This is a genomic window from Helicobacter sp. 'house sparrow 1', assembly GCF_900199585.1.
In the GTDB taxonomy this organism is placed as follows: Bacteria; Campylobacterota; Campylobacteria; order Campylobacterales; family Helicobacteraceae; genus Helicobacter_H.
Genome location: NZ_FZQY01000009.1, coordinates 1 through 23,704 on the forward strand (window position 1 = coordinate 1; position 23,704 = coordinate 23,704).

Annotated in this window: 17 protein-coding genes, 2 tRNA genes and 3 rRNA genes; 7 read left to right on the forward strand and 15 right to left on the reverse strand. The window is 35.9% G+C overall.

The annotated features are described in order from the left end of the window. Positions 1-288: 288 nt before the first annotated feature. The 6 genes from rrf to C6H31_RS05400 all read right to left on the reverse strand — a co-directional run bounded on the left by rrf (position 289) and on the right by C6H31_RS05400 (position 7,015). Positions 289-404, reverse strand: a 5S ribosomal RNA gene (rrf, locus tag C6H31_RS05375). A gap of 132 nt (positions 405-536) precedes the next feature. Next, positions 537-3,415 (reverse strand): 23S ribosomal RNA (locus C6H31_RS05380). 227 nt (positions 3,416-3,642) lie between these two features. Beyond that, positions 3,643-3,718 (reverse strand) — tRNA-Ala (locus tag C6H31_RS05385). 3 nt (positions 3,719-3,721) lie between these two features. Then, positions 3,722-3,798: transfer RNA gene (locus C6H31_RS05390), tRNA-Ile, on the reverse strand. 115 nt (positions 3,799-3,913) lie between these two features. Beyond that, a 16S ribosomal RNA gene (locus tag C6H31_RS05395) occupies positions 3,914-5,412 on the reverse strand. Together the 16S, 23S and 5S rRNA genes with 2 tRNA genes alongside form the textbook arrangement of a ribosomal RNA operon. Before the next feature lie 712 nt (positions 5,413-6,124). Next, a complete protein-coding gene (locus tag C6H31_RS05400) occupies positions 6,125-7,015 on the reverse strand; it encodes a hypothetical protein (RefSeq protein WP_104697796.1) in 891 nt (296 codons plus the stop codon). A gap of 91 nt (positions 7,016-7,106) precedes the next feature. On the opposite strand from C6H31_RS05400, the gene C6H31_RS05405 reads away from it, so the two are divergent. Beyond that, positions 7,107-7,601, forward strand: a complete 495-nt coding sequence (locus C6H31_RS05405) for a peptidylprolyl isomerase (protein WP_104697797.1) — start codon at positions 7,107-7,109, stop codon at positions 7,599-7,601. A gap of 91 nt (positions 7,602-7,692) precedes the next feature. Next, positions 7,693-8,493, forward strand: a complete 801-nt coding sequence (locus C6H31_RS05410; protein WP_104697798.1) for a ferritin-like domain-containing protein — start codon at positions 7,693-7,695, stop codon at positions 8,491-8,493. Here the strand turns inward: C6H31_RS05410 and C6H31_RS05415 are convergent. The 7 genes from C6H31_RS05415 to nrfH form a co-directional block, all read right to left on the reverse strand. Then, positions 8,481-9,809 (reverse strand): sigma-54-dependent transcriptional regulator, encoded by a 1,329-nt coding sequence (locus C6H31_RS05415; protein WP_104697799.1) that lies wholly within the window; start codon positions 9,807-9,809, stop codon positions 8,481-8,483. The genes C6H31_RS05410 and C6H31_RS05415 overlap by 13 nt on opposite strands. Beyond that, on the reverse strand, positions 9,806-10,468 hold the full coding sequence (locus C6H31_RS05420; RefSeq protein WP_104697800.1) for a hypothetical protein: 663 nt from the start codon (positions 10,466-10,468) through the stop codon (positions 9,806-9,808). The genes C6H31_RS05415 and C6H31_RS05420 overlap by 4 nt, the downstream gene beginning before the upstream one ends. Position 10,469: 1 nt before the next feature. Further along, the gene (gene gyrA, locus C6H31_RS05425; RefSeq protein WP_104697801.1) at positions 10,470-12,938 is read right to left on the reverse strand and encodes a DNA topoisomerase (ATP-hydrolyzing) subunit A; all 2,469 of its coding nucleotides are present in this window, start codon (positions 12,936-12,938) and stop codon (positions 10,470-10,472) included. A 28-nt stretch (positions 12,939-12,966) separates the two neighbouring features. Beyond that, on the reverse strand, positions 12,967-13,356 hold the full coding sequence (locus tag C6H31_RS05430; protein ID WP_104697802.1) for a diacylglycerol kinase: 390 nt from the start codon (positions 13,354-13,356) through the stop codon (positions 12,967-12,969). Positions 13,357-13,370: 14 nt separating this feature from the next. Continuing rightward, positions 13,371-14,315 (reverse strand): hypothetical protein, encoded by a 945-nt coding sequence (locus C6H31_RS05435; RefSeq protein WP_104697803.1) that lies wholly within the window; start codon positions 14,313-14,315, stop codon positions 13,371-13,373. 72 nt (positions 14,316-14,387) lie between these two features. Then, positions 14,388-16,094, reverse strand: coding sequence for an ammonia-forming cytochrome c nitrite reductase subunit c552 (locus C6H31_RS05440; RefSeq protein ID WP_104697804.1), 1,707 nt, complete (start codon positions 16,092-16,094; stop codon positions 14,388-14,390). Positions 16,095-16,120: 26 nt separating this feature from the next. Next, entirely contained in the window at positions 16,121-16,594 is a 474-nt protein-coding gene (nrfH, locus tag C6H31_RS05445) for a cytochrome c nitrite reductase small subunit (protein ID WP_104697805.1), read from the reverse strand. A 100-nt stretch (positions 16,595-16,694) separates the two neighbouring features. On the opposite strand from nrfH, the gene pgeF reads away from it, so the two are divergent. The 4 genes from pgeF to hypD are packed head-to-tail and all read left to right on the forward strand — an operon-like array spanning position 16,695 to position 19,641. Beyond that, the gene (pgeF, locus tag C6H31_RS05450) at positions 16,695-17,471 is read left to right on the forward strand and encodes a peptidoglycan editing factor PgeF (protein WP_104697806.1); all 777 of its coding nucleotides are present in this window, start codon (positions 16,695-16,697) and stop codon (positions 17,469-17,471) included. Positions 17,472-17,528: 57 nt separating this feature from the next. Then, positions 17,529-18,248: a hydrogenase nickel incorporation protein HypB gene (gene hypB, locus C6H31_RS05455; RefSeq protein WP_104697807.1), complete on the forward strand. Its 720-nt coding sequence runs from the start codon at positions 17,529-17,531 to the stop codon at positions 18,246-18,248. A gap of 27 nt (positions 18,249-18,275) precedes the next feature. Beyond that, positions 18,276-18,533, forward strand: a complete 258-nt coding sequence (locus tag C6H31_RS05460; protein ID WP_104697808.1) for a HypC/HybG/HupF family hydrogenase formation chaperone — start codon at positions 18,276-18,278, stop codon at positions 18,531-18,533. Further along, entirely contained in the window at positions 18,526-19,641 is a 1,116-nt protein-coding gene (hypD, locus tag C6H31_RS05465; protein ID WP_442778074.1) for a hydrogenase formation protein HypD, read from the forward strand. The genes C6H31_RS05460 and hypD overlap by 8 nt, the downstream gene beginning before the upstream one ends. Here hypD and C6H31_RS05470 read toward each other — a convergent pair. Next, positions 19,633-20,403 carry a TerB family tellurite resistance protein gene (locus C6H31_RS05470; RefSeq protein ID WP_104697810.1) on the reverse strand — a complete coding sequence of 257 codons (771 nt, stop codon included), beginning with the start codon at positions 20,401-20,403 and terminating at the stop codon, positions 19,633-19,635. The genes hypD and C6H31_RS05470 overlap by 9 nt on opposite strands. Positions 20,404-20,415: 12 nt before the next feature. Further along, positions 20,416-20,739, reverse strand: coding sequence for a hypothetical protein (locus C6H31_RS05475; RefSeq protein WP_104697811.1), 324 nt, complete (start codon positions 20,737-20,739; stop codon positions 20,416-20,418). 173 nt (positions 20,740-20,912) lie between these two features. Between C6H31_RS05475 and napA the strand changes: the two genes are divergently transcribed. Further along, entirely contained in the window at positions 20,913-23,702 is a 2,790-nt protein-coding gene (napA, locus tag C6H31_RS05480) for a nitrate reductase catalytic subunit NapA (protein ID WP_104697812.1), read from the forward strand. The last annotated feature ends 2 nt before the right edge of the window (positions 23,703-23,704 follow it).

The window sequence follows — 23,704 nt, forward strand, 5'->3', positions numbered from 1 at the left end:
CAATGAATTAAATAATATAAACATTTAAAATCATCAACAAATACAAGATTATAAACTTTCTTTTAATATAGAAGCTAATCCATTTAAATCAAGAAATTCCTTCCTAATTCAACTAAGTAAAAACCATCTTATTATTAAAAACTAGTTAGTTTTTAGATTAATCTGCACTAATTGGATTAAAAAAATCAATAAAATGATCTAAAAAAATAAACTTAAAGCAAATCATAAAAATAAAATAATTAGTGATTAAAAAAGATTGAATTTGAAGTCTTAAAGAAGTTTTCCCCAACCCTGCATCGACCTACATTCCCACACCTGAAAGGTGCAGTATTATCAGCGAAGAGGAGCTTAACTGCCAGGTTCGGAATGGAGCTGGGTGTTTCCTCCTCTCTATAGACACAAGGAAAAGGGAATTAAAAGTAAAATCTTTACTCTTAATTCCATCTTCCTAATGCTAGGAAAATCTCTCATTAAGCCTTTAGTAATAAAACTTCTTATACACTCAATAAGGCAGTGATAACAAATACTTAACTATTTAAAATAAGCCAAACGGTCTATTAGTATTGGTCAGCTAAATGCATTACTGCACTTACACATCCAACCTATCAAGCAAGTAGTCTTCTTGCGACCTTCAGGGATTGTTAATCTTGGAGTTGGCTTCCCGCTTAGATGCTTTCAGCGGTTATCACATCCATGCGTAGCTACCCAGCGGTGCTCTTGGCAGAACAACTGGTACACTAGTGGCATGTCCATCCCGGTCCTCTCGTACTAGGGACAGCTCTCCTCAACAATCCTACGCCCACGGCAGATAGGGACCGAACTGTCTCACGACGTTCTGAACCCAGCTCGCGTACCGCTTTAAATGGCGAACAGCCATACCCTTGGGACCTGCTCCAGCCCCAGGATGCGATGAGCCGACATCGAGGTGCCAAACCTCCCCGTCGATGTGAGCTCTTGGGGGAGATCAGCCTGTTATCCCCGGGGTACCTTTTATCCTTTGAGCGATGGCCCTTCCACACAGAACCACCGGATCACTATGACCGACTTTCGTCTCTGCTCGACTTGTTTGTCTTACAGTCAGGCTGGCTTATGCCATTACACTCAGCTTGCGATTTCCAACCGCAATGAGCCAACCTTTGCAAGCCTCCGTTACTTTTTAGGAGGCGACCGCCCCAGTCAAACTACCCACCAGGCATTGTCCTGCTAGAGGATAACTCTAGCCAGTTAGCAGACAGAAACATTAAGGGTGGTATCTCAAGGATGGCTCCATCTCCACCAGAGTGAAGACTTCAAAGCCTCCCACCTATCCTGCGCATAATGCTCCCATCGGCAGTGCCAAGCTGTAGTAAAGGTCCACGGGGTCTTTCCGTCTTGCCGCGGGTAGGAGGAATTTTCACCTCCACTACAATTTCACTGAATCCCTGGTTGAGACAGCTCCCATCTCGTTACGCCATTCATGCAGGTCGGTATTTAACCGACAAGGAATTTCGCTACCTTAGGACCGTTATAGTTACGGCCGCCGTTTACTCGGGCTTCAATTCAAAGCTTCACATTGCTGCTGACTAATCCTCTTAACCTTCGAGCACCGGGCAGGCGTCACACCTTATACTTCCTCTTACGAGTTTGCAAAGTGCTGTGTTTTTGGTAAACAGTCGGGAGGGACTCTTTGCTGAGACCTAATTGCTTAGGCACACCTTATCGCGAACTTACGGTGCTAGTTTGCAGAGTTCCTTAACCAGAGTTCTTTCACGCGCCTTAGAATACTCATCTCATCTACCTGTGTCGGTTTACGGTACGGGCAACCATTGCTAAACTTAGAGGCTTTTCTTGGCACGACGGTATCAACGATTCTCTCTTCCATCCGAAGACTTCAAAGAGCCTTTCATGTTTCAAATACAGAGGCGGATTTGCCACTCCTCCAATCTACGCACTTAGACCAACACTTCCATCAGTTGGCTCGTTTAACCCTATGCGTCCCCCCATCGCACACAATGGTTGGTATAGGAATATTAACCTATTTTCCATCGACTACCCCTTTCGGACTTGTCTTAGGACCCGACTAACCCTACGATGACGAGCATAGCGTAGGAAACCTTAGATTTACGGCGAATATGATTCTCACATATTTTATCGCTACTCATTCCTGCATGCTCACTTCGCATCGCTCCAGCACTCCTTACCGGTATACCTTCAACGCTGATACGAACGCTCTTCTACCACTGTGCAAGCACAATCTACAACTTCGGTGTCTATCTTAGCCCCGTTATATTTTCAGCGCGCAATCACTAGACCAGTGAGCTGTTACGCTTTCTTTAAAGGATGGCTGCTTCTAAGCCAACCTCCTGGTTGTCTAAGTAACTGTACATCTTTTTCCACTTAGAATAGAACTTTGGGACCTTAGTTGGTAGTCTGGGTTGTTCCCCTTTTGACGATTGATTTTATCACCCACCGCCTGACTCCCAAGATACGGTAATAGGTATTTGAAGTTTGACAGGGTTTGGTACCGCGGTGAGCAGCCCTAGCCCAATCAGAGCTCTACCCCCTATTACTATTACTTGAGGCTATACCTAAATATATTTCGAAGAGAACCAGCTATCACTGAGTTTGTTTGGCCTTTCACCCCTATCCACAGCTCATCCCAACCCGTTTCAATGGGTACGAGTTCAGTCCTCCATAAGCTATTACACTTACTTCAACTTGGCCATGGATAGATCACTCAGCTTCGGGTCTGCAGCATCTGACTAAGCGCCCTTTCAGACTCGCTTTCGCTACGGCTTCGCGTTTGCTTAACCTTGCCAGATACCACAACTCGCAGGATCATTATGCAAAAGGCAGTCCATCACCCTGATAAATCATAGGGCTCTGAATGATTGTAGGCAGATGGTTTCAGGTTCTGTTTCACTCTGCTCACTGCAGTTCTTTTCACCTTTCCCTCACGGTACTTGTTCGCTATCGGTAAGAGAGTAGTATTTAGGGTTGGAGAGTGGTCTCCCCTGCTTCAGTCTGGATTTCACGTGTCCTGACCTACTCTGGATCCTGCTACCTAGAAATAATCTTTCGCATACGGGACTATCACCCTCTATGATATATCTTTCCAGATATTTCTGCTAGATTATTTCAGTGGATGTTGCAGTCCACAACCCCGAGTGCAAGCACTCGGTTTGCCCTTTTCCCCTTTCGCTCGCCGCTACTAAGAGAATCTCTATTGATTTCTTTTCCTCCAGCTACTGAGATGTTTCACTTCGCTGGGTTCGCTCCATTTAAGGTAACTAGCTAGTGCTAGTTGGGTTGCCCCATTCGGAAATCTACGGATCAAAGCTTCTTGACAGCTCCCCGTAGCTTATCGCAGTCTAGTACGTCCTTCATCGCCTCTCTCTTCCAAGGCATCCACCAATCTGCCCTTAAAAGCTTATTTTGACATAAGATCTTACAAAAGTATCTTATTTCTTACTTTTAAAGTATAGATAAAATAGTTTAAGTATTCTAAAGTTATCACTGCCTTATTGAATGTATATTCACTAAAGCAGAATAATTGTAGTCTTATTACTATATTCATAGGCTTAACAATAATAAATTAAAAAACACTTAGGCTTAGCCTAATATAAAATCTAAAGTTTTAGATCTTATATTAAGCCAAAACTATGGTGGAGAATAGCGGGATCGAACCGCTGACCTCCTGCGTGCAAAGCAGGCGCTCTCCCAGCTGAGCTAATTCCCCTAATGGTGGGCTTAAGAGGACTTGAACCTCTGACCTCACCCTTATCAGGGGTGCGCTCTAACCACCTGAGCTATAAGCCCCTACAATGACTAACATTTTACATCTTGATGCTAATCTCTGAAAACTAAGCAAGAGTTAAAGTCTTTAATTTTTACTACTCTATCAAGATAAACAAATATCTTGATGTTTCTCTAGAAAGGAGGTGATCCAACCGCAGGTTCACCTACGGTTACCTTGTTACGACTTCACCCCAGTCGCTGCATCCGCCGTGGACGGTAGCCAGTTTAGCATCCCGGCTTAAGGCGAATACAACTCCCATGGTGTGACGGGCGGTGAGTACAAGACCCGGGAACGTATTCACCGTGACATGGCTGATTCACGATTACTAGCGATTCCAGCTTCATGTAGTCGAGTTGCAGACTACAATCCGAACTGAGAGATGTTTTTGAGATTTGCTCCACCTCGCGGTATTGCGTCTCTTTGTACACCCCATTGTAGCACGTGTGTAGCCCTAGGCGTAAGGGCCATGATGACTTGACGTCGTCCTCACCTTCCTCCTCCTTACGAAGGCAGTCTCCCTAGAGTGCTCAGCCGAACTGCTAGCAACTAAGGACGAGGGTTGCGCTCGTTGCGGGACTTAACCCAACATCTCACGACACGAGCTGACGACAGCCGTGCAGCACCTGTTTTCAAGGTCTAGTAAACTAGACACTCCCATATCTCTATAGGATTCTATCAATGTCAAGCCTAGGTAAGGTTCTTCGCGTATCTTCGAATTAAACCACATGCTCCACCGCTTGTGCGGGTCCCCGTCTATTCCTTTGAGTTTTAATCTTGCGACCGTACTCCCCAGGCGGAATGCTTAATGCGTTAGCTGCATTACTGGAGTGACAAGCACCCCAACAACTAGCATTCATCGTTTAGGGCGTGGACTACCAGGGTATCTAATCCTGTTTGCTCCCCACGCTTTCGCGCATCAGCGTCAGTAATGTTCCAGCAGGTCGCCTTCGCAATGAGTATTCCTCTTGATCTCTACGGATTTTACCCCTACACCAAGAATTCCACCTACCTCTCCCATACTCTAGAATAGCAGTTTCAAATGCAGTTCTGTAGTTAAGCTACAGGATTTCACATCTGACTTACTATCCCGCCTACGCGCTCTTTACGCCCAGTGATTCCGAGTAACGCTTGCACCCTCCGTATTACCGCGGCTGCTGGCACGGAGTTAGCCGGTGCTTATTCGTTAGATACCGTCATAATCTTCTCTAACAAAAGGAGTTTACAATCCTAAAACCTTCATCCTCCACGCGGCGTTGCTGCTTCAGGCTTTCGCCCATTGAGCAATATTCCCTACTGCTGCCTCCCGTAGGAGTCTGGACCGTGTCTCAGTTCCAGTGTGTCCGATCACCCTCTCAGGCCGGATACCCGTCATAGCCTTGGTGAGCCATTACCTCACCAACAAGCTGATAGGACATAGGCTGATCCCATAGCGAAAAACTTTCCCCCGTAGGGAGTATCTAGTATTAATCACCGTTTCCAGTGGCTATCCCAGACTATGGGGCACATAACCTATGCATTACTCACCCGTGCGCCACTAATCCACTTTTAGCAAGCTAAAAGCTTCATCGTTCGACTTGCATGTATTAGGCACGCCGCCAGCGTTCACTCTGAGCCAGGATCAAACTCTCCATAAAAAATTTATGAAAGCTTAATTCCTGAACTCTTAGCTCTCTTTATCACAAGTTTAAACTTAAAATTAAGTATAAACAGAGTTGTATAAATTAACACTAAGAGTTTAAGTCTTATCTTTTTATATATAATATAGGTTAATATTTTTAAAGTAAAAACCTAAAAAGACTTAAAACTCTTGCTTAGATTTCAAAGATCATTACCAAAATAAAATGCTAACTAATTCAATACTAAATAAATAGCTTTACTTTGAGTAAAAGAACAACCTAAAATGTTTCAAAGCAAGTTTCTAACGCCTGCCTCAATTTAGGAAGTAGAATGATACAAACTTTATACTTAAAGTAAGCTTAATAATCTAAAAAATTGCAAGAAAATTAAAAAAATAATTAGAAATGTCAAAATAGAAGAGAGCTAGGTGGTGTTTTATAAGAATATATAAGAATATATAAGAATATATAAGAATATATAAGAATATATAAGAATATATAAGAATATATAAGAATATATAAGAATATATAAGAATATATAAGAATATATAAGAATATATAAGAATATATAAGAATATATAAGAATATATAAGAATATATAAGAATATATAAGAATATATAAGAATATATAAGAATATATAAGAATATATAAGAATATATAAGAATTGGAGAAATTTAGATAATGAGTTGGGTTGGTAAGTTATGGGTGATAAAAAAAAAGGGGGGGGGGTTATTTTTTATTTAACAAGGGTTTTTTCACGATACTCTTAATGTTATCAATAAGATTATCCTGAAATATTTTACAATCTTTCTTATCCCAAGTGGATAGTTCAAAGTCAGCCTGAAGACTGCACAAAAAGCTTTTAATAAAATTATCACTTACTACAACTGGATCTTTACTATACCCTGTAAGAGTATAAAGGCCTACAAAATGATTCTTAGAATCAAAAAATGGCTTTCCAAGCTCTTTTTGAAGATCTAATTTCTGTTCTATAGTATAGGCATAAAAAATATCTTGCTTAAAATTTTCATCAAAATAAGTAACTTTCTTTGCCTTTGAGATTTTTCCTACACTAAAACTATATTGTTTTTTTATTGTTGGATAGAAAAAATCAACTGTATTAAAATACTGAATCTTCTCTACGACATAAGTGCCTACGCGATATAAAAAAGGGTTAATTGCATAAAGATCATAAATTCTCTTGTGATAAAAACTTTGTGGTCTCTCCTCACAGTAATCATCTGTATACCCTACTGTTTTTAATAAAGCTAAACCTTTTTGTTTATCAATAGCTCGAACCTGTAACTTAGCAATACAAATTAATGGCTTAGCACTATCATCCTGCATCTTTACATAAACACTCTTGGGATATTTTTCTTGATTATTGACAACTTGTGAAGCTGTAAGAAAATAACCATTTCTTAATAAGACAGCATAACCCTGTGTAATACTACCATCATCAAAATAAGATACAAGCATACCAACTGAATGTATCCAAGAGGTGCGTTTATGAGAATCTTCTAAAAAATTCTTCTTAACAAAGCCCTCTTGAGAATGTTCCACATCTTCTGAAGCTAATAAAACAACACTGCTAAAAATAATGTAGAACAAAAATTTCAAAATCTCTCTCGCTTAAAATACAAAATTAGACTAAACATCCAAATATTAGGTAGAATTCTATCATATTAACCTACCAAACAAAGGAACAAATATGTCTGAACTAAAAATTTATGATATAGATAATAAAGAACTAGAAAAGTTACAATATTCAAAAATTCATACAAATAGAGGTGTAATTACACTAAAACTATTCCCAAATGAAGCTCCTCAAACTGTTACTAACTTTGCTACTTTAGCAAATCAAGGATTTTATAACAATCTAAAATTTCATCGTGTGATTCCGGATTTTGTTGCACAGGGTGGATGCCCAAATGGTATTGGCACTGGTGGGCCTGGTTATCGCATAAAATGTGAGGTCGCAGGAAATCCACACAAACATATTAAAGGTGCATTATCCATGGCACATGCTGGTAGAGATACAGGCGGTAGTCAATTCTTTATTTGTTTTTCCAGTTTTCCACATTTAGACGGAGAACATACAGTCTTTGGTCAAATTGATTCCCAAGATCAAGAAAGTATGAATGTTTTAGATTCTATCAAGCAAAACGATGTGATAGAAAAAATTGAAATTTTTGAAAAACTCTAATGATGCAGGACTTCAAAAGCCTTATTGCTGAGATTATTGTCTTTGGAATTTTATTTCTTATACTTGTTATTTATCGCTCGAGGTTAAAAAAATGAACTATTTTTACACACTTGAGCAAATTCTCTTTGCAAATAATCCAAAAACAAAAGTCTCTAGATTTAAAAATTTTTATGATAATTTTTTATCCAGAAAAGTTATTTTTGAAGAAAATTTTGTAGCAAAAGTCCAAAATCAACCAAGCTATTATGATTTCTGTAAAATTGTTCATCCCACAAGAATCAGAAGACCAAAGCTATTAAATAGTGAAATTGCTCTTGCAAAAATAATTCATTCAATTGCCCATATTGAATACAGTGCGATAGATTTAGCACTTGATGCAAGCTATCGTTTTGCAAATCTACCATTACAATATTATAAGGATTGGTTAGAGGTTGCTAATGAGGAGATTGAGCATTTCTTATTAATGGAATCTGTACTAAATGAACTTGGATTTCAATACGGTGATTTTCCCGTGCATCAAAATTTATTTGATGCAATGCAAGCCACTAACCATTCTCTTTCACACAGAATGGGACTTGTTCATCGCGCGCTAGAGGCAAATGGTCTTGATGCCAATCCCTTTGTTTTACAAAAAATCCATCAATCTACACATTCTGCAAAAAATAAGATTATTGAAGCCTTAAATATTATCTTAAATGATGAAATTACTCATGTAGGCAAGGGAAATATATGGTGGAATTATAGCAAGCACAAGGATGAAGACTTCTTTAAGCTTCTTACTCATTATAAACATCTCCTTTCAACAAGTAAAGTCTTAAATACAGAAGCAAGAATAAAGGCAGGTTATACACTCCAAGAGCTAGAGTTTCTTAAACAAAATTATGCAAGTTGATACTTTATAATCTTATGTTTTAACACATCAATTTGCATTCCAAGCATCTGTGCGCTCTTTTCTACATCTCCATTGCAATCTCTTAGTACTTCAGCAATTAATTCGCTCTCAAGATTTGCAATTTTGTTTTCTTTCCTTTTTGCCTGCTTTGGTTCCAAAAATAAATCTTGGGCCTTTATTTCCTCACCCTCACTTAAGATTACAGCTCTTTCAACTACCGAAAGCAATTCTCTGATATTTCCATACCATTCATACGCTTCCATCGCCTTTTTTGCCTCACTAGAAAAAACTTTTTTATCAAAACCATATTGTGCTATAACCTCCTGAAGTTTCCACTCTGCTAGAGGCAAAATTTCTTCCTTTCTCTCTCTAAGTGGTGGAATTTGTATTGGAATGGTTTGGAGTCTAAAAAATAAATCTTCTCTAAACTCCTTGTCTTGTATTTTCTGATCTATATTTACATTGGTGGCAGAAATAAATCTCACATCAATTTTAATGCTTTTAGAACTTCCCAACCTTACAATTTCTTTTTCCTGTATGGCTCGTAATAATTTTGCTTGCAATCCTAATGGCATTTCTCCGATTTCATCTAAAAAAATACTCCCACCATTTGCCATTTCAAATAATCCAGCTTTTGGACTTGTAGCATCAGTAAAAGCACCCTTTTCATAGCCAAATAATTCAGATTCTAATAAATGCTCTGGAATTGCTGCCATATTGATTGCAATAAATGGTGCATGAGATCTTGGGGAATTTTTATGAATAAAATTTGCAAAGACCTCCTTCCCCACACCACTTTGTCCTAGCAATAAAACACTAGCATCTGTCTGTGCTGCTTTAAAGGCAATTTTTTTTGCGGTATCTAAGGCTTGTGAATTTGCAACAAAAAATTCTTTTTTTTCTTTAGTTTTTACATTTTTTTTAGGGCTAGTATTTGCCTCTTTTGTAGGCTGTGCTTTTTTAAACTCTAGGAGTTTTTGTGTCCTTAAAATAGCCTCCAATAAAAGCTCAGGCTCAAATGGTTTTTGAAAAAAGTCTTTTACCCCCAAGCGTATCGATTCTACTGCTTTATTTAATGTTGCATTGCCAGTAATAACAATAGCCTCATATTTTCCATCCAAGTGGCGTAAAAACTCCAAGCCATCCATTTGAGGCATATTAATATCTGTAATCACTAAATCAAAAGTATCATCAAGGACTTTAAGCGCATCCTTTGGATTTTTAAAAGTAACAATAGAAAATTCCTTTACATCGGCAAAAAATAGCTCAAGACTTTTACGCATATTAATATCATCTTCTACAATCGCTACCTTCATTTTTTCTCCTTAAAAACCTTAATAATTAAAAAACCATTCTGTAGAGAGACCCTAACCCATTTAGGTGGTAAAACTAGTAGTGTCTTACTCTGTGCCATATTTTGATTTGAAAAACCATCATCTCTTATTTTTACCCCACTTTTATAGAGGCAATCTAGCACTTCATCTTTATGGCTCCATAACAACTCTTTTAAAAGTATATCTAAAACATCAGGCACCTCAATATCATCGCTCAAGAAAATATCTACACTACATTGATAATCTAAAACCATATTTTTTTTCATGGTTCTTAGGGGTTCTGAAATATTATATTTTTCACCCTGTGGGATCTGATTATTTAAGAGAAATTTATAGGAAATAATAAAATCTTTTTCAAAAATAGGTTCGGGCTTTAAAACCAAATCAGGAACTTTAAGAGAGGTTGGATTAATTTGAGGAATCAAAGGTTCTTTTGGAGGCTCCAAAAGATATTTTTTTTGTAAGGGAGCTTCAAATAAAAACCTCGGTGGATCAAAAGGCTCAGTAGCCAATAACTCTTCTTTGCCTTGATTAATATTAAATAACAAAGAGTCGCTACTTTGAATCGTATCTAGATTCTGCGCCCCTGTGTCACTAGTAAAGAAATAAATTGTAAGAAAAAGGAAAAAAATCTTTTTCAAATTACATCAAATCCTCTTCCTCACCATTCTCTTCTTGATCTTTTGGGCAAGTACTTGCATATGCTACCTTTTCTCCTGCAACATTTACAATTTTTACTCCACTTGTATTGCGACCTGCCTCACGGATTGCTTCTGTATCAACTCGTATCATTTTACCGCTTGTTGTTAGCACCATTAAATCCATATCTTCATCTTTCACATTAATAACACTTACAAGTTTTCCTGTTTTAGCAGTAAGCTTCATTGCAATTACACCCTTACCTGCACGACTTTGTAATCGATATGCACCAACTGTTGTTTGCTTGCCTATACCCTGCTCACTCACTGTTAATAATTTATCACTTTCTGATTTTATGGTAGTTGCACCAATTACATAATCATTATTTTCTTTAAATCTAATCCCTGTTACTCCTCTTGCAACCCTTCCAATCTCTCTAACATCATTCACATCAAAGCGAATACACATTCCTTGATATGTTGCAATAAATAATTCTCTAACCTCTGATGTAATAATGCTTGCTGTTACCAATTCATCATCTTCATCAAGATTAATAGCCCTAACTCCAACACTTCTAATATTGCTATATTCTCTTAGATTTGTGCGCTTTACAATACCATTTTTTGTAAAGAATACTAAGGATTTATCCTCATTAAAGTCCCTAGTTGTAATTGTCGCCATAATCTTTTCATCACTAGATAGTTGAATGAGATTCACAACAGCTTTTCCAATAGCTGTTCTTCCAGCCTCTGGAATCTTATAAACTTTTAGCCAATAAAGCTGTCCTTTATTAGTAACAAACATAATCGTATCATGAGTATCTGCTACAAAGAATGATTGGATAAAATCATCATCATGTGTATTGCCACTTATTTTTCCCTTTCCTCCACGATTTTGCTTTTCATAGATCTTTAATGGAACACGCTTTACATAACCACGATGACTCATTGTAACCACAACTTGTTCATTTGGAATAAGATCCTCTGCTTCTATACTCTCATAATCTTCTTCAATCTCTGTTAGCCTTTGGGTAGAAAATTTCTCTTTAATTTCTAATAATTCTTCCTTAATAATTTCTTTTAATCTATCCTCACTACGCAAAATCTTATTTAATGCTTCAATTTGAGCTAAGAGCTCTAGATACTCCTGCTCTATTTTATCTCTCTCTAATCCTGTAAGACGTTGCAAGCGCATTTCTAAAATCGCTTTGCTCTGCAACTCGCTCAAAGAGAATCTTTCCATTAGTCCATTTTTTGCTTCTTCTGTATCCTTGCTTGCACGAATTAAAGCAATGACTTCATCAATATGATCTAATGCTATCTTTAATCCCTCTAATATATGTGCCCTTTCTTTGGCCTTTTCAAGCTCAAAAATAGTGCGACGAATCACTACTGTTTTTCTATGGGAGATAAAAATATTTAATAATTCTAGTAGGGTAAAAATTTTGGGTTCTTTGTTGTTAATTGCAAGCAAAATGATTCCAAAAGTTGTTTCCATTGCAGTAGATTTATATAAGTGATTTAACACAATTTCACTCATTGCCTCGCGCTTTAGTTCAATAACAACTCTAATTCCCTCTCTATCAGATTCATCCCTAACCTCTGAAATCCCCTCAATCACTTTTTCTTTTGCAAGTTCTGAGATTTGCTCAACCAATCTCGCCTTATTTACTTGATAAGGAACCTCATCTATCACAATCACATCACGCGTTTTTGTTTTTTCTATATGCACCTTTGCACGAACTTTAATTCTACCTCTACCTGTACTATAAGCATCCCTAATACCTTGTTTTCCAAAAATAATTCCACCTGTTGGAAAATCTGGTCCTTCAATAAATTGAAGCAACTCATCAACACTTGCTTCTTTATTATCAATTACATAGATTGTAGCATCAATAATTTCATCAATCCGATGAGGAGGAATTGAGGTTGCCATACCAACGGCAATACCATTTGAGCCATTAACTAAAAGATTTGGGATTCTGCTTGGTAGAACATCTGGTTCTTTTAGAGTATCATCATAATTTGGAACAAAATCAACAGTATCTTTGTCTAGATCTCTAAGAATTTCCTCACTTGCTCGAGTCATTCTTGCTTCTGTATAACGCATTGCAGCAGCATTATCCCCATCAATTGAACCAAAATTTCCTTGTCCATCTACTAGTTCTAGACGCATAGAAAAATCTTGAGCCATTCTAACAAGTGCATCATAAACTGCTGTATCACCATGTGGATGATACTTACCTATCACATCCCCCACAATTCTTGCACTCTTCTTATAAGCAACTCTAGAGGTTACTCCTAATTCATTCATTGCATACAAAATTCTACGATGCACAGGCTTTAGACCATCTTTTGCATCAGGCAATGCACGACCAATGATAACACTCATTGAATAATCAAGATAACTCTCCTTAATAGAATCATCAATATTTACATCAACCACACTAGTATTATCTAACAAATTGTCCATCTCTCTATTACTCTCCAAAAATTTAATTCTAGCTTAGAAAAAATCTAAAAATATAACTGCCCCATACAATTACAAAAAATATCAATAAAATAAATTGAATAGAACTCCCTAGATCTTTTGCCTTTTTTGCCAATGGGTGAATCTGTGTCCCTGTAAAATCCACAGCATTCTCAATAGCGGTATTAATAAGCTCACCAACAATACATAATACACTTGGCAATAACAAAAAAATCTTTTCCACCCAAGTTTGACCTAAAAAAGCACCAATGATACCAAAAATAATGCCTAAAACAAAAACCTGTCTAAAAGCTTCTTCATCCTTCCAAGCACTACAAATCCCATCTATAGAATATTTGCAAGCATTAATTAACCTTTTTAGACCTTTTTTGCCTTTTTTATGATTATATAAATCACTCATATTTCTAACTCTATTTATTGTGCAATTACATAGATATTATAACTTGCAAAAATCTGGGAGAGAATCATCTTTAACCCTTCAATATTTTTTAAATAACTTGAATTAAAATAATACTCCCCCTGCTCTCTTATTTTTAATCCAACTTCTACACTATCTTTTTGTCCTTTTAACAATTCTTTATACGCCTCAAGTGCTTTAAAAATTTCTTGTCTATCAGGTAAATTTAGTACTTCAGCATATAAGCCAACAAGCATTTGTATAGATGCAGATTCAAGGTCTATATGTTTTTGATATTCTTCTTCTTGCATATTATTTGCTTTTAGCAATGATTGATAAATATGATTTGATTTAACTTTAAAGCTCAAATTTTGAATATTTAATAAAGTATTGTCTAAGAAAGAGTTGATTGGCATCTGTAGGGCTATCTTTATCATATTCTTATTGGTAAATGCAGGATCTTTCCTATACATATCTAACTTTAAGGTAAAAAGTGCACTTTTTGTTTCTATCTCAAACCAACCATCATTTCTGACGACTCCCTCCCGCTTATCACGGACTTGATCTGTAATAAACAATTTAATTGCAATGGGTTTAAAGTCATCTGGCATATCATAATTGATTTTATCAATATCTGCTTTCACATACTCTTGCATCGAATATGTTTCAATATCTTTTAATCCAATTCTTAAATTTTTCATAGAAAGTAAAAGGGAGGCATCTGAAGCTTTTAAAATCTTAAAAGATTTACTACTACACTCATAACTCAAAAATCCTCTACACTTAAAAGGTTCATATACTAGTTCATAACCTTCTGTAGCTAGGGTTGCTAGGTTTTCATGTATCTTTTGTTCAAATTCTTTTTTAATTTTTGAACCAACATAAAGCAGTGATATACCCAATAAAACAATCAATCCAGCTCCAGCCAAAAGAGCTACTTTTGAAATTCTTCTTATTAACATAAAAACTCCAGCAGTAATTTGAAAAATAAAGAATTATACAAAAAGTCTCCCTTAAAAAAGGGAGAAGGAAGATTATTTTTTATCTACCACTTGATAGTTATAGGGGACAAGATTTTTATCAAGCTCTAGTAGATTCTTTGGTGTATTATCTTGCAATGGCTCTTCATAATAACGCTTACCATTAATTTCAACTGGTTGAGGAGCAATTTTTCTTAAATCCTCAAATCCCAAATCACTTGCTTTCATCTTAATGCCATATTTAGCGGCAATTTCTAAGACGACATTTTGTCCATCTTTTGCAAATTTCACACCTTGTTCAGCAATTCTATTTGCCTCTCTTGGATTGTGGAAACCTGAAGAGTTTTCTGCATTCATAAAATCAGCCCTAATTTGACTCTTTCTATGTAATTCTAATGCAGGTTTTACAACTGCTGTAATCATTTCCTCTTGTTTTGCCTTATCCTTAACTTTAGAAAACTCTGGCAATTTAGCAAGTTCAACCCTAAGAGTAGTGATATCTTTAATCAAGCTTGCAACTGCATATTCAGCCATTCTAATATTTGATGCTGTAGCTCTTTGTATATCGCGAACCTGACCCCTTAGATACTCTTCACTCTGACTATGGCAAGATTTACAAGAACTATTAACATCAAGTAAAGGAGAGGCTATAAAATGGTTTGTGACCTTTTTAGCACCCTTTCTTACATATGGCATATGGCAATCTGCACAACTTACTCCATTAGCAGCATGGACGCTTCCAGAGAATAACTCTGTTTCTGGGTGTTGAATCTTAATCACAGGTGTTTTTGTAGTTGCGTGAATAAAATCTTGAGGAAAAACATCCCTAATACTCTCATAATAATCATCAAACATTTCAATTCTAAAGGGTTGGCCTTTTTTCCACATCTTCCAAGGGAATGTAAGCTCAATACCATCTGCTGCTTTTTCTACAATCTTATTTCCATCTTTTAGCTCACCTACTTCTTGATAATTTGTCTCTGTCTTTACCATCACTTTATTGCCTGTTGGATGATTATAATATTCAACATGGCACTGAGCACATACAAGTGTTCTCATTTCTTGTCTTGTAGCTTTTACTCCTTGTTTTTCATCCCTTTCATATCCTCTAGAAACAAGAGCATTGATTGCAGCTGGTCTTGTAATTCGCAGACTCATATCACTTGGATGATGACAATCAGCACAGGTGCTTCCCATCTTCTTACCATGAACAGAATCTTCACCTTCCATCAACTTAATAATTGTCCAATACTTCATCGTGTTAAACTCAACCCAACCAAGCTGTCTTACTAAGTTTGGTACATTTCCAGAATGGCAGTTCATACACGCACCTGGTTGACCTCCAAATTTTGCCAGTCCATGTGAATTTAAAAAATCTTTATTGTTTCTTAAAGTTTCCATTTGATCAATTTGTGAGTAATAATGACTCCTATTTTGATTGTAATCATATTTAAATGCATATCCATCCCAAAACATTGTAAGTTGTGGGTATCGATTTAATTTACTATAAGGATAACTTCCTGCAAAATCTGTAGCTGTATGCGTAGAATCTTTCATTTGCAAATACATATCTAAATAATCAGGAAATTTTTGTCCCCAAACCGCAAAATCAACTTCATCATCATTTAACCCCATAGAAGGTGCCTTGGCTAAGCCAACTGCCTCCCCTTTCTTTGTCGCGATATCAGCATTAAGCCAAGCTATCCCAACCCCCAATATCACGCCAAACACAACAATAAAAACTAAAAACTTATTTTTCATCCATTCTCCTTTTTTGTTTTATTAAGTTAAAATCCTCTTTTGTGTCCTACATCTTGATGACAAGACACACACCTCAATGCATTATCTTGATGCAAAACCTTTAAAGTTGGATTGACTACATTTTTTACATAATCTTGATGACAAGACACACAATTTTCCTGAACCCATTTTTTTGTATTTTCATTGGCTTCAAGATGTGTAGGAATATTCTTATCAAAAGTGAAAGCAAATGAGTGGCCAAGACCACTTTGAGCTTTTGCAATCCATTTTCTTACGAAAGAATGAGGCAGATGGCAATCAGAACACTGTGCAACACTCTTATGTGAGCTTTTATTATAATCATCATAAACCTCATTCATAATATGACAATTATTACAAGCCACAGAATCATTGCTTAGATAAGACAACCCCTTAGCATCAAAAAATGTAAAACAACCAATACCAACGATAAGGCCTGCAACGAGAGTAGCAACCATTAAAAGTTTCTTTTTCTCTCCCATTTTTAGCCCTCACTATAGTATAATTTTGTCGCGTTACACTCTTTGATTCTATAATAAGGAATCTAAAAATAAACTTAATTGAACTGGGAAAAGTAAATAAATGGTAACAAATCAAAAAATATTTTTCTATTCTAGTTCTAATAGTCCTATTTTTAAACATTCTAAGATTGATTTCATAATTACTTCAAAAAATTATGGCTTTAGTACCCATGATTTTTCAAGCCTAAATTTGGGCTACCATACTGGTGATGCATATATCAATGTTTCAAAAAATCGGAACAAGATTTGCAAGCTTTTTTACCCAAAAAAGCCTCTTTTGTGGCTAAACCAAATTCATAGCGATCTTATCATCACCCATATAAAGCCTGGAACATCACTCTATCAAACAGGAGATAGCCTTATTTGCAAAAGTAAGAAAATCAAAGCAATGATAATGGTGGCAGACTGTGTTCCTGTTTGTATTTTTGACTCTAAAAATAATGTTTTTGCATTAATCCATGCCGGCAGATTGGGTCTTTTTCAAAAAATTATCTCAAAAACTATCATAGAAATGTCAAAAATTTTTTCTACCAAAAGCAAAGATTTACTTGCTTATATAGGGCCTTGTATTCATCCATGCTGCTATGAAGTGGATGCAAAAATTTTACTTCAAACAAAACAGTTATTTAAAAATGACTTTGAAAACTTTGTAATAGAGCATAATCAGAAGTTTTTTTTAAACTTACCTGCCATGGCAAAGTTTCAACTCACAGATTTTGGCATTTCTGGTTCTAATATTGAAATTTCTCCCACCTGCACATTTGAAGAGGAGAATCTTTTTTCTTACAGGAGAAATAATAAAACAGGCAGATTTGCATTAATAGCAAGTTTGAAGTGATATTTACTACCCTTATCTTATAATAGCCAAGATAAAAATTTAAAAGGTAGGTATAAGATGCGTTCTAAGATACTTGAAAACAACCCTAATCTCAGTGCAAAAAGCATCCAAATTGTAAAGAAGATTCTAAGCAAAAATGATCTTAAAGCAAATGAATTGCGCAAGAAATATCAAGATGATGGTCTTTATTGCATCAATTTTATGAGCTCTCCAGGTAGTGGTAAAACCACTTTATTAGAGAATCTAGCCGGTTTTGAAGATTTTAGGTTTGCTGTAATTGAAGGAGATTTACAGACTAATAGAGATGCAGATCGATTACAAAAAAAAGGAGTTTTTGCAGAACAAATTACAACAGGAGAAGCCTGTCATCTTGAGGCAAGTATGGTAGAAACTACTTATGATTTAATGAAGAGCAAAGGACAGCTCAAAGATATTGATTATTTAATTATTGAAAATGTTGGGAATCTTGTATGTCCCGCAAGTTATGATTTGGGTGCTGCCTTAAATATCGTATTACTTTCAGTTCCAGAGGGTGATGATAAAGTATTAAAATACCCAACAATGTTTTTGTGCGCTGATGCAGTCATTATTAGCAAAGCTGACATGATTGATTATTTTGGCTTTAGGACTTCTCAAGTTCAAGAGGATATGCAAAAGCTAAAGCCAGAAGTTCCTATATTTCTCACAAGCTCAAAAGATAAAGAAAGTTTGGAAAAACTAAAAGATTTTATAATTCAAAAGAATAAAGACAAATACTTTTCACAACATTCTTTTTAACAGTTTAAGAGCAAGGGAGATTTAATAATGTGTTTAGCAATTCCATCAAAAGTTATATCAATAAACAAAGATACCAATACTGCAATCATCGAAACACTAGGGGTTCAAAGAGAGGCTAGTTTAGATCTTATGCAAGAGGAAGTTTTTTTAAATGATTATGTACTTTTGCATATTGGTTATGTAATGAGCAAAATTGATGAAAAAGATGCATTAGAATCCATAAAACTTTATCGTGAAATGATTGAACAAATGGGGGAAGAATATATAGATGAAGAATATCAATGAAAATTTTTTAACAGATGCTTTTAGAGATAAGGATATTATTTTAGCTCTTGCAAAAAAGATACAGCAAGAAGCGCAAGATTTAAAAGAAAAGCTTTATGTAATGGAAGTTTGTGGGGGCCATACTCATACACTAATGAAGTATGGACTAACCAGCCTTTTACCTCCATCAATTCAATGTGTTCATGGTCCTGGTTGCCCTGTTTGTATAATGCCAAAGAACAGAATCAACCAAGCCTATGAAATTGCGATGCTACCTGATACAATCTTACTCACCTTAGGAGATATGTTAAAAGTTCCTGGAAGCAATGGTAGCCTTCAAAATGCAAGAAGCAAAGGTGCGCAAATTGGGTTCTTATATTCTCCCTTTCAAGCACTAGAAGTCGCAAAGAAAAATCCCTCCAAAAAAGTTGTATATTTTGCTATAGGATTTGAAACTACAACACCTATGACAGCAGCTCTACTCCAAAGAACGATTAATGAGGGTATCACTAATCTTTATTTTCATATTAATCATGTTCTTGTTCCACCTCCTCTTTATGCAATTTTAGATTCAAAAGACAATAAGATAAATGCTTTACTTGCGCCATCTCATGTTAGCGTGATTTCAGGTTCAAAAATCTATGAACCCATCTTTGAAAAATATCAAATCCCAATTGTAGTAAGTGGTTTTGAACCTGTGGATATGATGCAAAGCCTTTTAATGATTGTAAAACAAGCAAAAAATAAAACTCCTAAGCTTGAGGTGGAGTATTCTAGAGTTGTTACTAGAGATGGAAATAAAAAAGCACAAGAACTTACTAATACCTTTATGCAAACAAGGGAAAATTTTAGTTGGAGAGGACTGGGGAATATTCCCCATTCTGCACTTACCCTCAAAAAAGAATTTGAAAAATACGATGCAGAAATTATTTTTAATTCTTATTTAAGCAAGGAAGATATCAAAGATAATCGTGCCTGCAGATGTGGGGATATTCTCAAAGGAGTGGCTAAGCCTTATGATTGCAAGGTTTTTGGAAAATCTTGCACACCAAGCAATCCTCTTGGAAGCTGTATGGTAAGTAGTGAAGGTGCTTGTGCGGCTTATTATAAATATGGGGCATTAAGATAATATCTTAATGCTCTTACTTATTTCTATGGCTGATTTTGTTAAATTCTTAGAACTATTTCTAGGATCAAAAATATTAATTTGATTTTTTACTACACTCTCTTCAATTGTATCAGATCCCAATTCTTCATTTTGATTACTTATTTCTGCTTTAAAGGCATTTTCATAAAGCTCATACAATAAATCCACATCTTCCTTTTTAAGCTCAAGACCTGAAACAATACTCTTAATATATTCTCTTTCCTTATCTTCAAACTCACCATCTAAATATGCTATCATCAATAAGAAATCAACAAACCTTAATCTTTTCTTATACTCTGCATAGCTATATTGAAAAAATTCCGCTACCAATTCCTTGAGTTCTCTATTTGAAATCGTTTCATTAAAAAAATTTAAAGCCTCTTGCTTATCTTTTTCTAGGTTAGGATATACAAAAAAATACTGATTTATAAGATTCTTTATCACAATATCAAAAGCCACGCTAATCTTTTCTTTATTTGGCATTCTTTTTAAAATCTCTAGCATCACACCCAACTCTGTATTGCCAAAACCTTGTTTTACAACCTCTTTTGTTTCTTCACTCTTCACTTCAATATTTTCATAAGGATCTTGCTTGATCTCATCTTGAGGTATCTCATCTTTAATACTACCAGCTCTACCCTTTAAATACTCTTCTTGATTTAAAGGATTCTTTAAATAATCCTGTAACACATTATAAAGATAATAAACAACAATCCCTGCCAAAAGTAAAATCAAAAAATCCATAATCTCAACCCTCTAATCTCTACTTTTTGCCTCAAACTTCTCTCGATACTCTGCCAATCTTTGCTCTTCTTTTGCTTTATTAATCTTTTTCATCCTCAATAATTCCTCTTTTTGTTTTGCCTCAATCATCAATCGCCTCTCCCTCTTCTCTCGCATCTTTTGGATATACTCTTCCCTCTTTTCAGGAGATTGAAATTCTATAGGTTGCATTACTAAAACCAATAATACAAAAACAAAAAGTGTAATTGCTATTGCCATCGTGCTATCATCACCACCTACACGATACCACATTACACCAATTATAGAAGCAAAAACAAACTTTAAAAAAAGTTTCATTGGCACCTCAATAATCTATTTTGTCTCCCAATCTTATAAAAAACTAGGAATTATATATAAAAATTATGGAAAGTTGAAATACTAATTTACATACCTCTAACACTTTGCAGATTCTCCATAAAACAATAGTATAATGGTTGCCGCAATTTAAAACAACACAAAAGGAGAGTTTTATGCAAACCCAAACAAGTCGTCGTGATTTTATTAAAAGCGTGGCTGTAGTGTCTGCAGCATCAGCTGTAGGTGTTAGTGTCCCAAATCAACTTTTAGCTAAATCAAAAGAAACTCAAAAAGATTGGAAATGGGATAAAAGCGTCTGTAGATTCTGTGGAACTGGTTGTGGAATTATGGTAGCCACAAAAGATGGTTCTATAGTTGCAGTAAAAGGAGATCCTGAGGCACCTGTTAATAGAGGTATTAACTGCATTAAAGGGTATTTCTGTGCAAAAATTATGTATGGAGAGGATCGCTTAACCCAACCACTACTTAGGGTAAATTCTAAGGGAGAGTTTGATAAAAAAGGAAAGTTTGTTCCTGTAAGCTGGAAAAGAGCTTTTGATGAAATGGAAAAACAATTTAGAAAAACCTATGATGCGATGGGGCCTAGTGGAATTGCACTGATGTCAAGTGGTCAATACACAATTCCTGAGGGGTATGCAGCGGTTAAATTAATGAAAGCAGGCTTTAGATCCAATAACATTGATCCAAATGCGCGCCATTGTATGGCAAGTGCTGTTGTTGGTTTTATGCAAACTTTTGGAGTTGATGAGCCTGCAGGTTGTTATGATGATATTGAGCTTACAGAAACGGTTGTAACCTGGGGTGCCAATATGGCAGAAATGCATCCAATCCTTTGGAGTCGTGTCACAGATAGAAAACTTACAAATCCCCAAAGAGTAAAAATTATCAATCTTTCTACTTACACTAATAGAACATCTGATATTGCTGACATTGAAATTATTTTTAAACCTCATACAGATCTAGCAATCTGGAACTTTATTGCAAGAGAAATTGTTTATAACAGACCTGAAAGCATTGATCAAGACTTTGTTAAAAACTACTGTGTATTTAGTACGGGATTTGTCAATATTGGTTATGGTATGAGAAATGATCCAAACCATAAAGATTTTTCACCAAAAGAGAGAGATACTGTTGCAAAGCAAGTTAGTAAAAAGTTAAGCAATGAGGAAGGAGTAACTCTTCAATATCTTGGTTTAAAAGCTGGTGATGAACTTAAAATGGATAATGCAAATAAAGCTGATGTTCATTGGGAAATTGGCTTTGAAGATTTTAAGAAGGCTCTTGAACCCTACACTCTTGATTTTGTTGCTCAACTTGCCAAGGGTGATGAGACAGAAAGTTTAGAATCTTTTAAAGAAAAACTCCAACAACTTGCAAACTATTACATTGAAAAAGATAGAAAGGTGGTGAGCTTTTGGACGATGGGATTTAATCAACACCAAAGAGGAAGTTGGGTAAATGAACAAAGCTACATGGTGCATATGTTGCTTGGAAAACAAGCAAAACCCGGTAGTGGGGCCTTCTCTCTTACAGGACAACCAAGTGCTTGTGGAACTGCAAGAGAAGTAGGAACATTTGCACATAGACTCCCTGCTGATATGGTGGTAGCAAACCCTAAACATAGAGAGATTGCAGAAAAAATTTGGAAACTTCCAAATGGAACCCTAAATTCTAAAGTTGGTTATGCTTATCTAGACATAATGAGAGCACTTGAAGATGATAAAGTTAAGTGGCTTTGGGTTGCGGTAAATAATCCTTGGCAAAATACTGCAAATGCAAATCATTGGATCAAAGCTGCTAGAGAAAAAGATAATTTTATTGTTGTAAGTGATTGTTATCCTGGTATTACAGCAAAGATTGCAGATTTAATTCTCCCATCTTCAATGATCTATGAAAAATGGGGTGCATATGGTAATGCTGAAAGAAGAACTCAACATTGGAAGCAACAGGTAGTACCTCAAGGGGATTCAATGAGTGATTCGTGGCAGATTTTAGAGTTTTCTAAGCGTTTCACACTTAAAGATGTATGGGGTAAAAATTATCCTGATTTGGATCTAAAGAGTGTACTAGAAGAGGCTAAAAAAATGGGTTATCAAGAAAACTCAACTTTATTTGATGTTTTATTTGCAAATAAAGATGCTCAAAAATTCACTATAAAAGAGCCTTTATTAAAAGATGGTGCGCTAAACACTGAGGTATTTGGAGATTCAAGAAAGGTCAAGGGTAGTGATGATAAGGTATTTATGGGATATCAGTTCTTTATCCAAAAATATCTTTGGGAAGAATACCGCTTATTTGGTATGGGTCATGGGCATGATCTTGCAGAGTTTGATGTTTATCACAAAGTAAGAGGGCTAAGATGGCCAGTAGTTGATGGAAAAGAAACTCAATGGAGATTCAATGCAAAATATGATCCATATGCAAGAAAATATGGCAAAGGAAAAGATTTTGCATTTTATGGTCACAAAGATGCAAGCTTAATGCAAGGTGATTTATTAAAACCAAATGAGGATAAAAAGCCAATTACAAATAGAGCAAAAATATTTTTTAGACCCTATATGGACCCTTGTGAAATGCCTGACAAAGAATATCCAATGTGGCTTGCAACAGGTAGGGTTTTAGAACATTGGCATAGTGGAACAATGACAATGAGAGTGCCTGAACTTTATCGTGCGGTTCCTGAAGCACTTTGTTATATGAATGAAGATGATGCAAAGAGCAAAGATCTAAAGCAAGGTGAGACAGTCTGGATTGAATCAAGAAGAGGTAAGGTAAAAGCTCGTGTTGAAATTAATGGTAGAAATAGGCCTCCAAAAGGTCTGGTTTATGTGCCTTGGTTTGATGAAAATGTTTATATCAATAAAGTATGCCTAGATTCTACTTGTCCTTTATCTAAACAAACAGACTTTAAAAAGTGTGCGGTAAAGGTATATAAGGCTTAGAT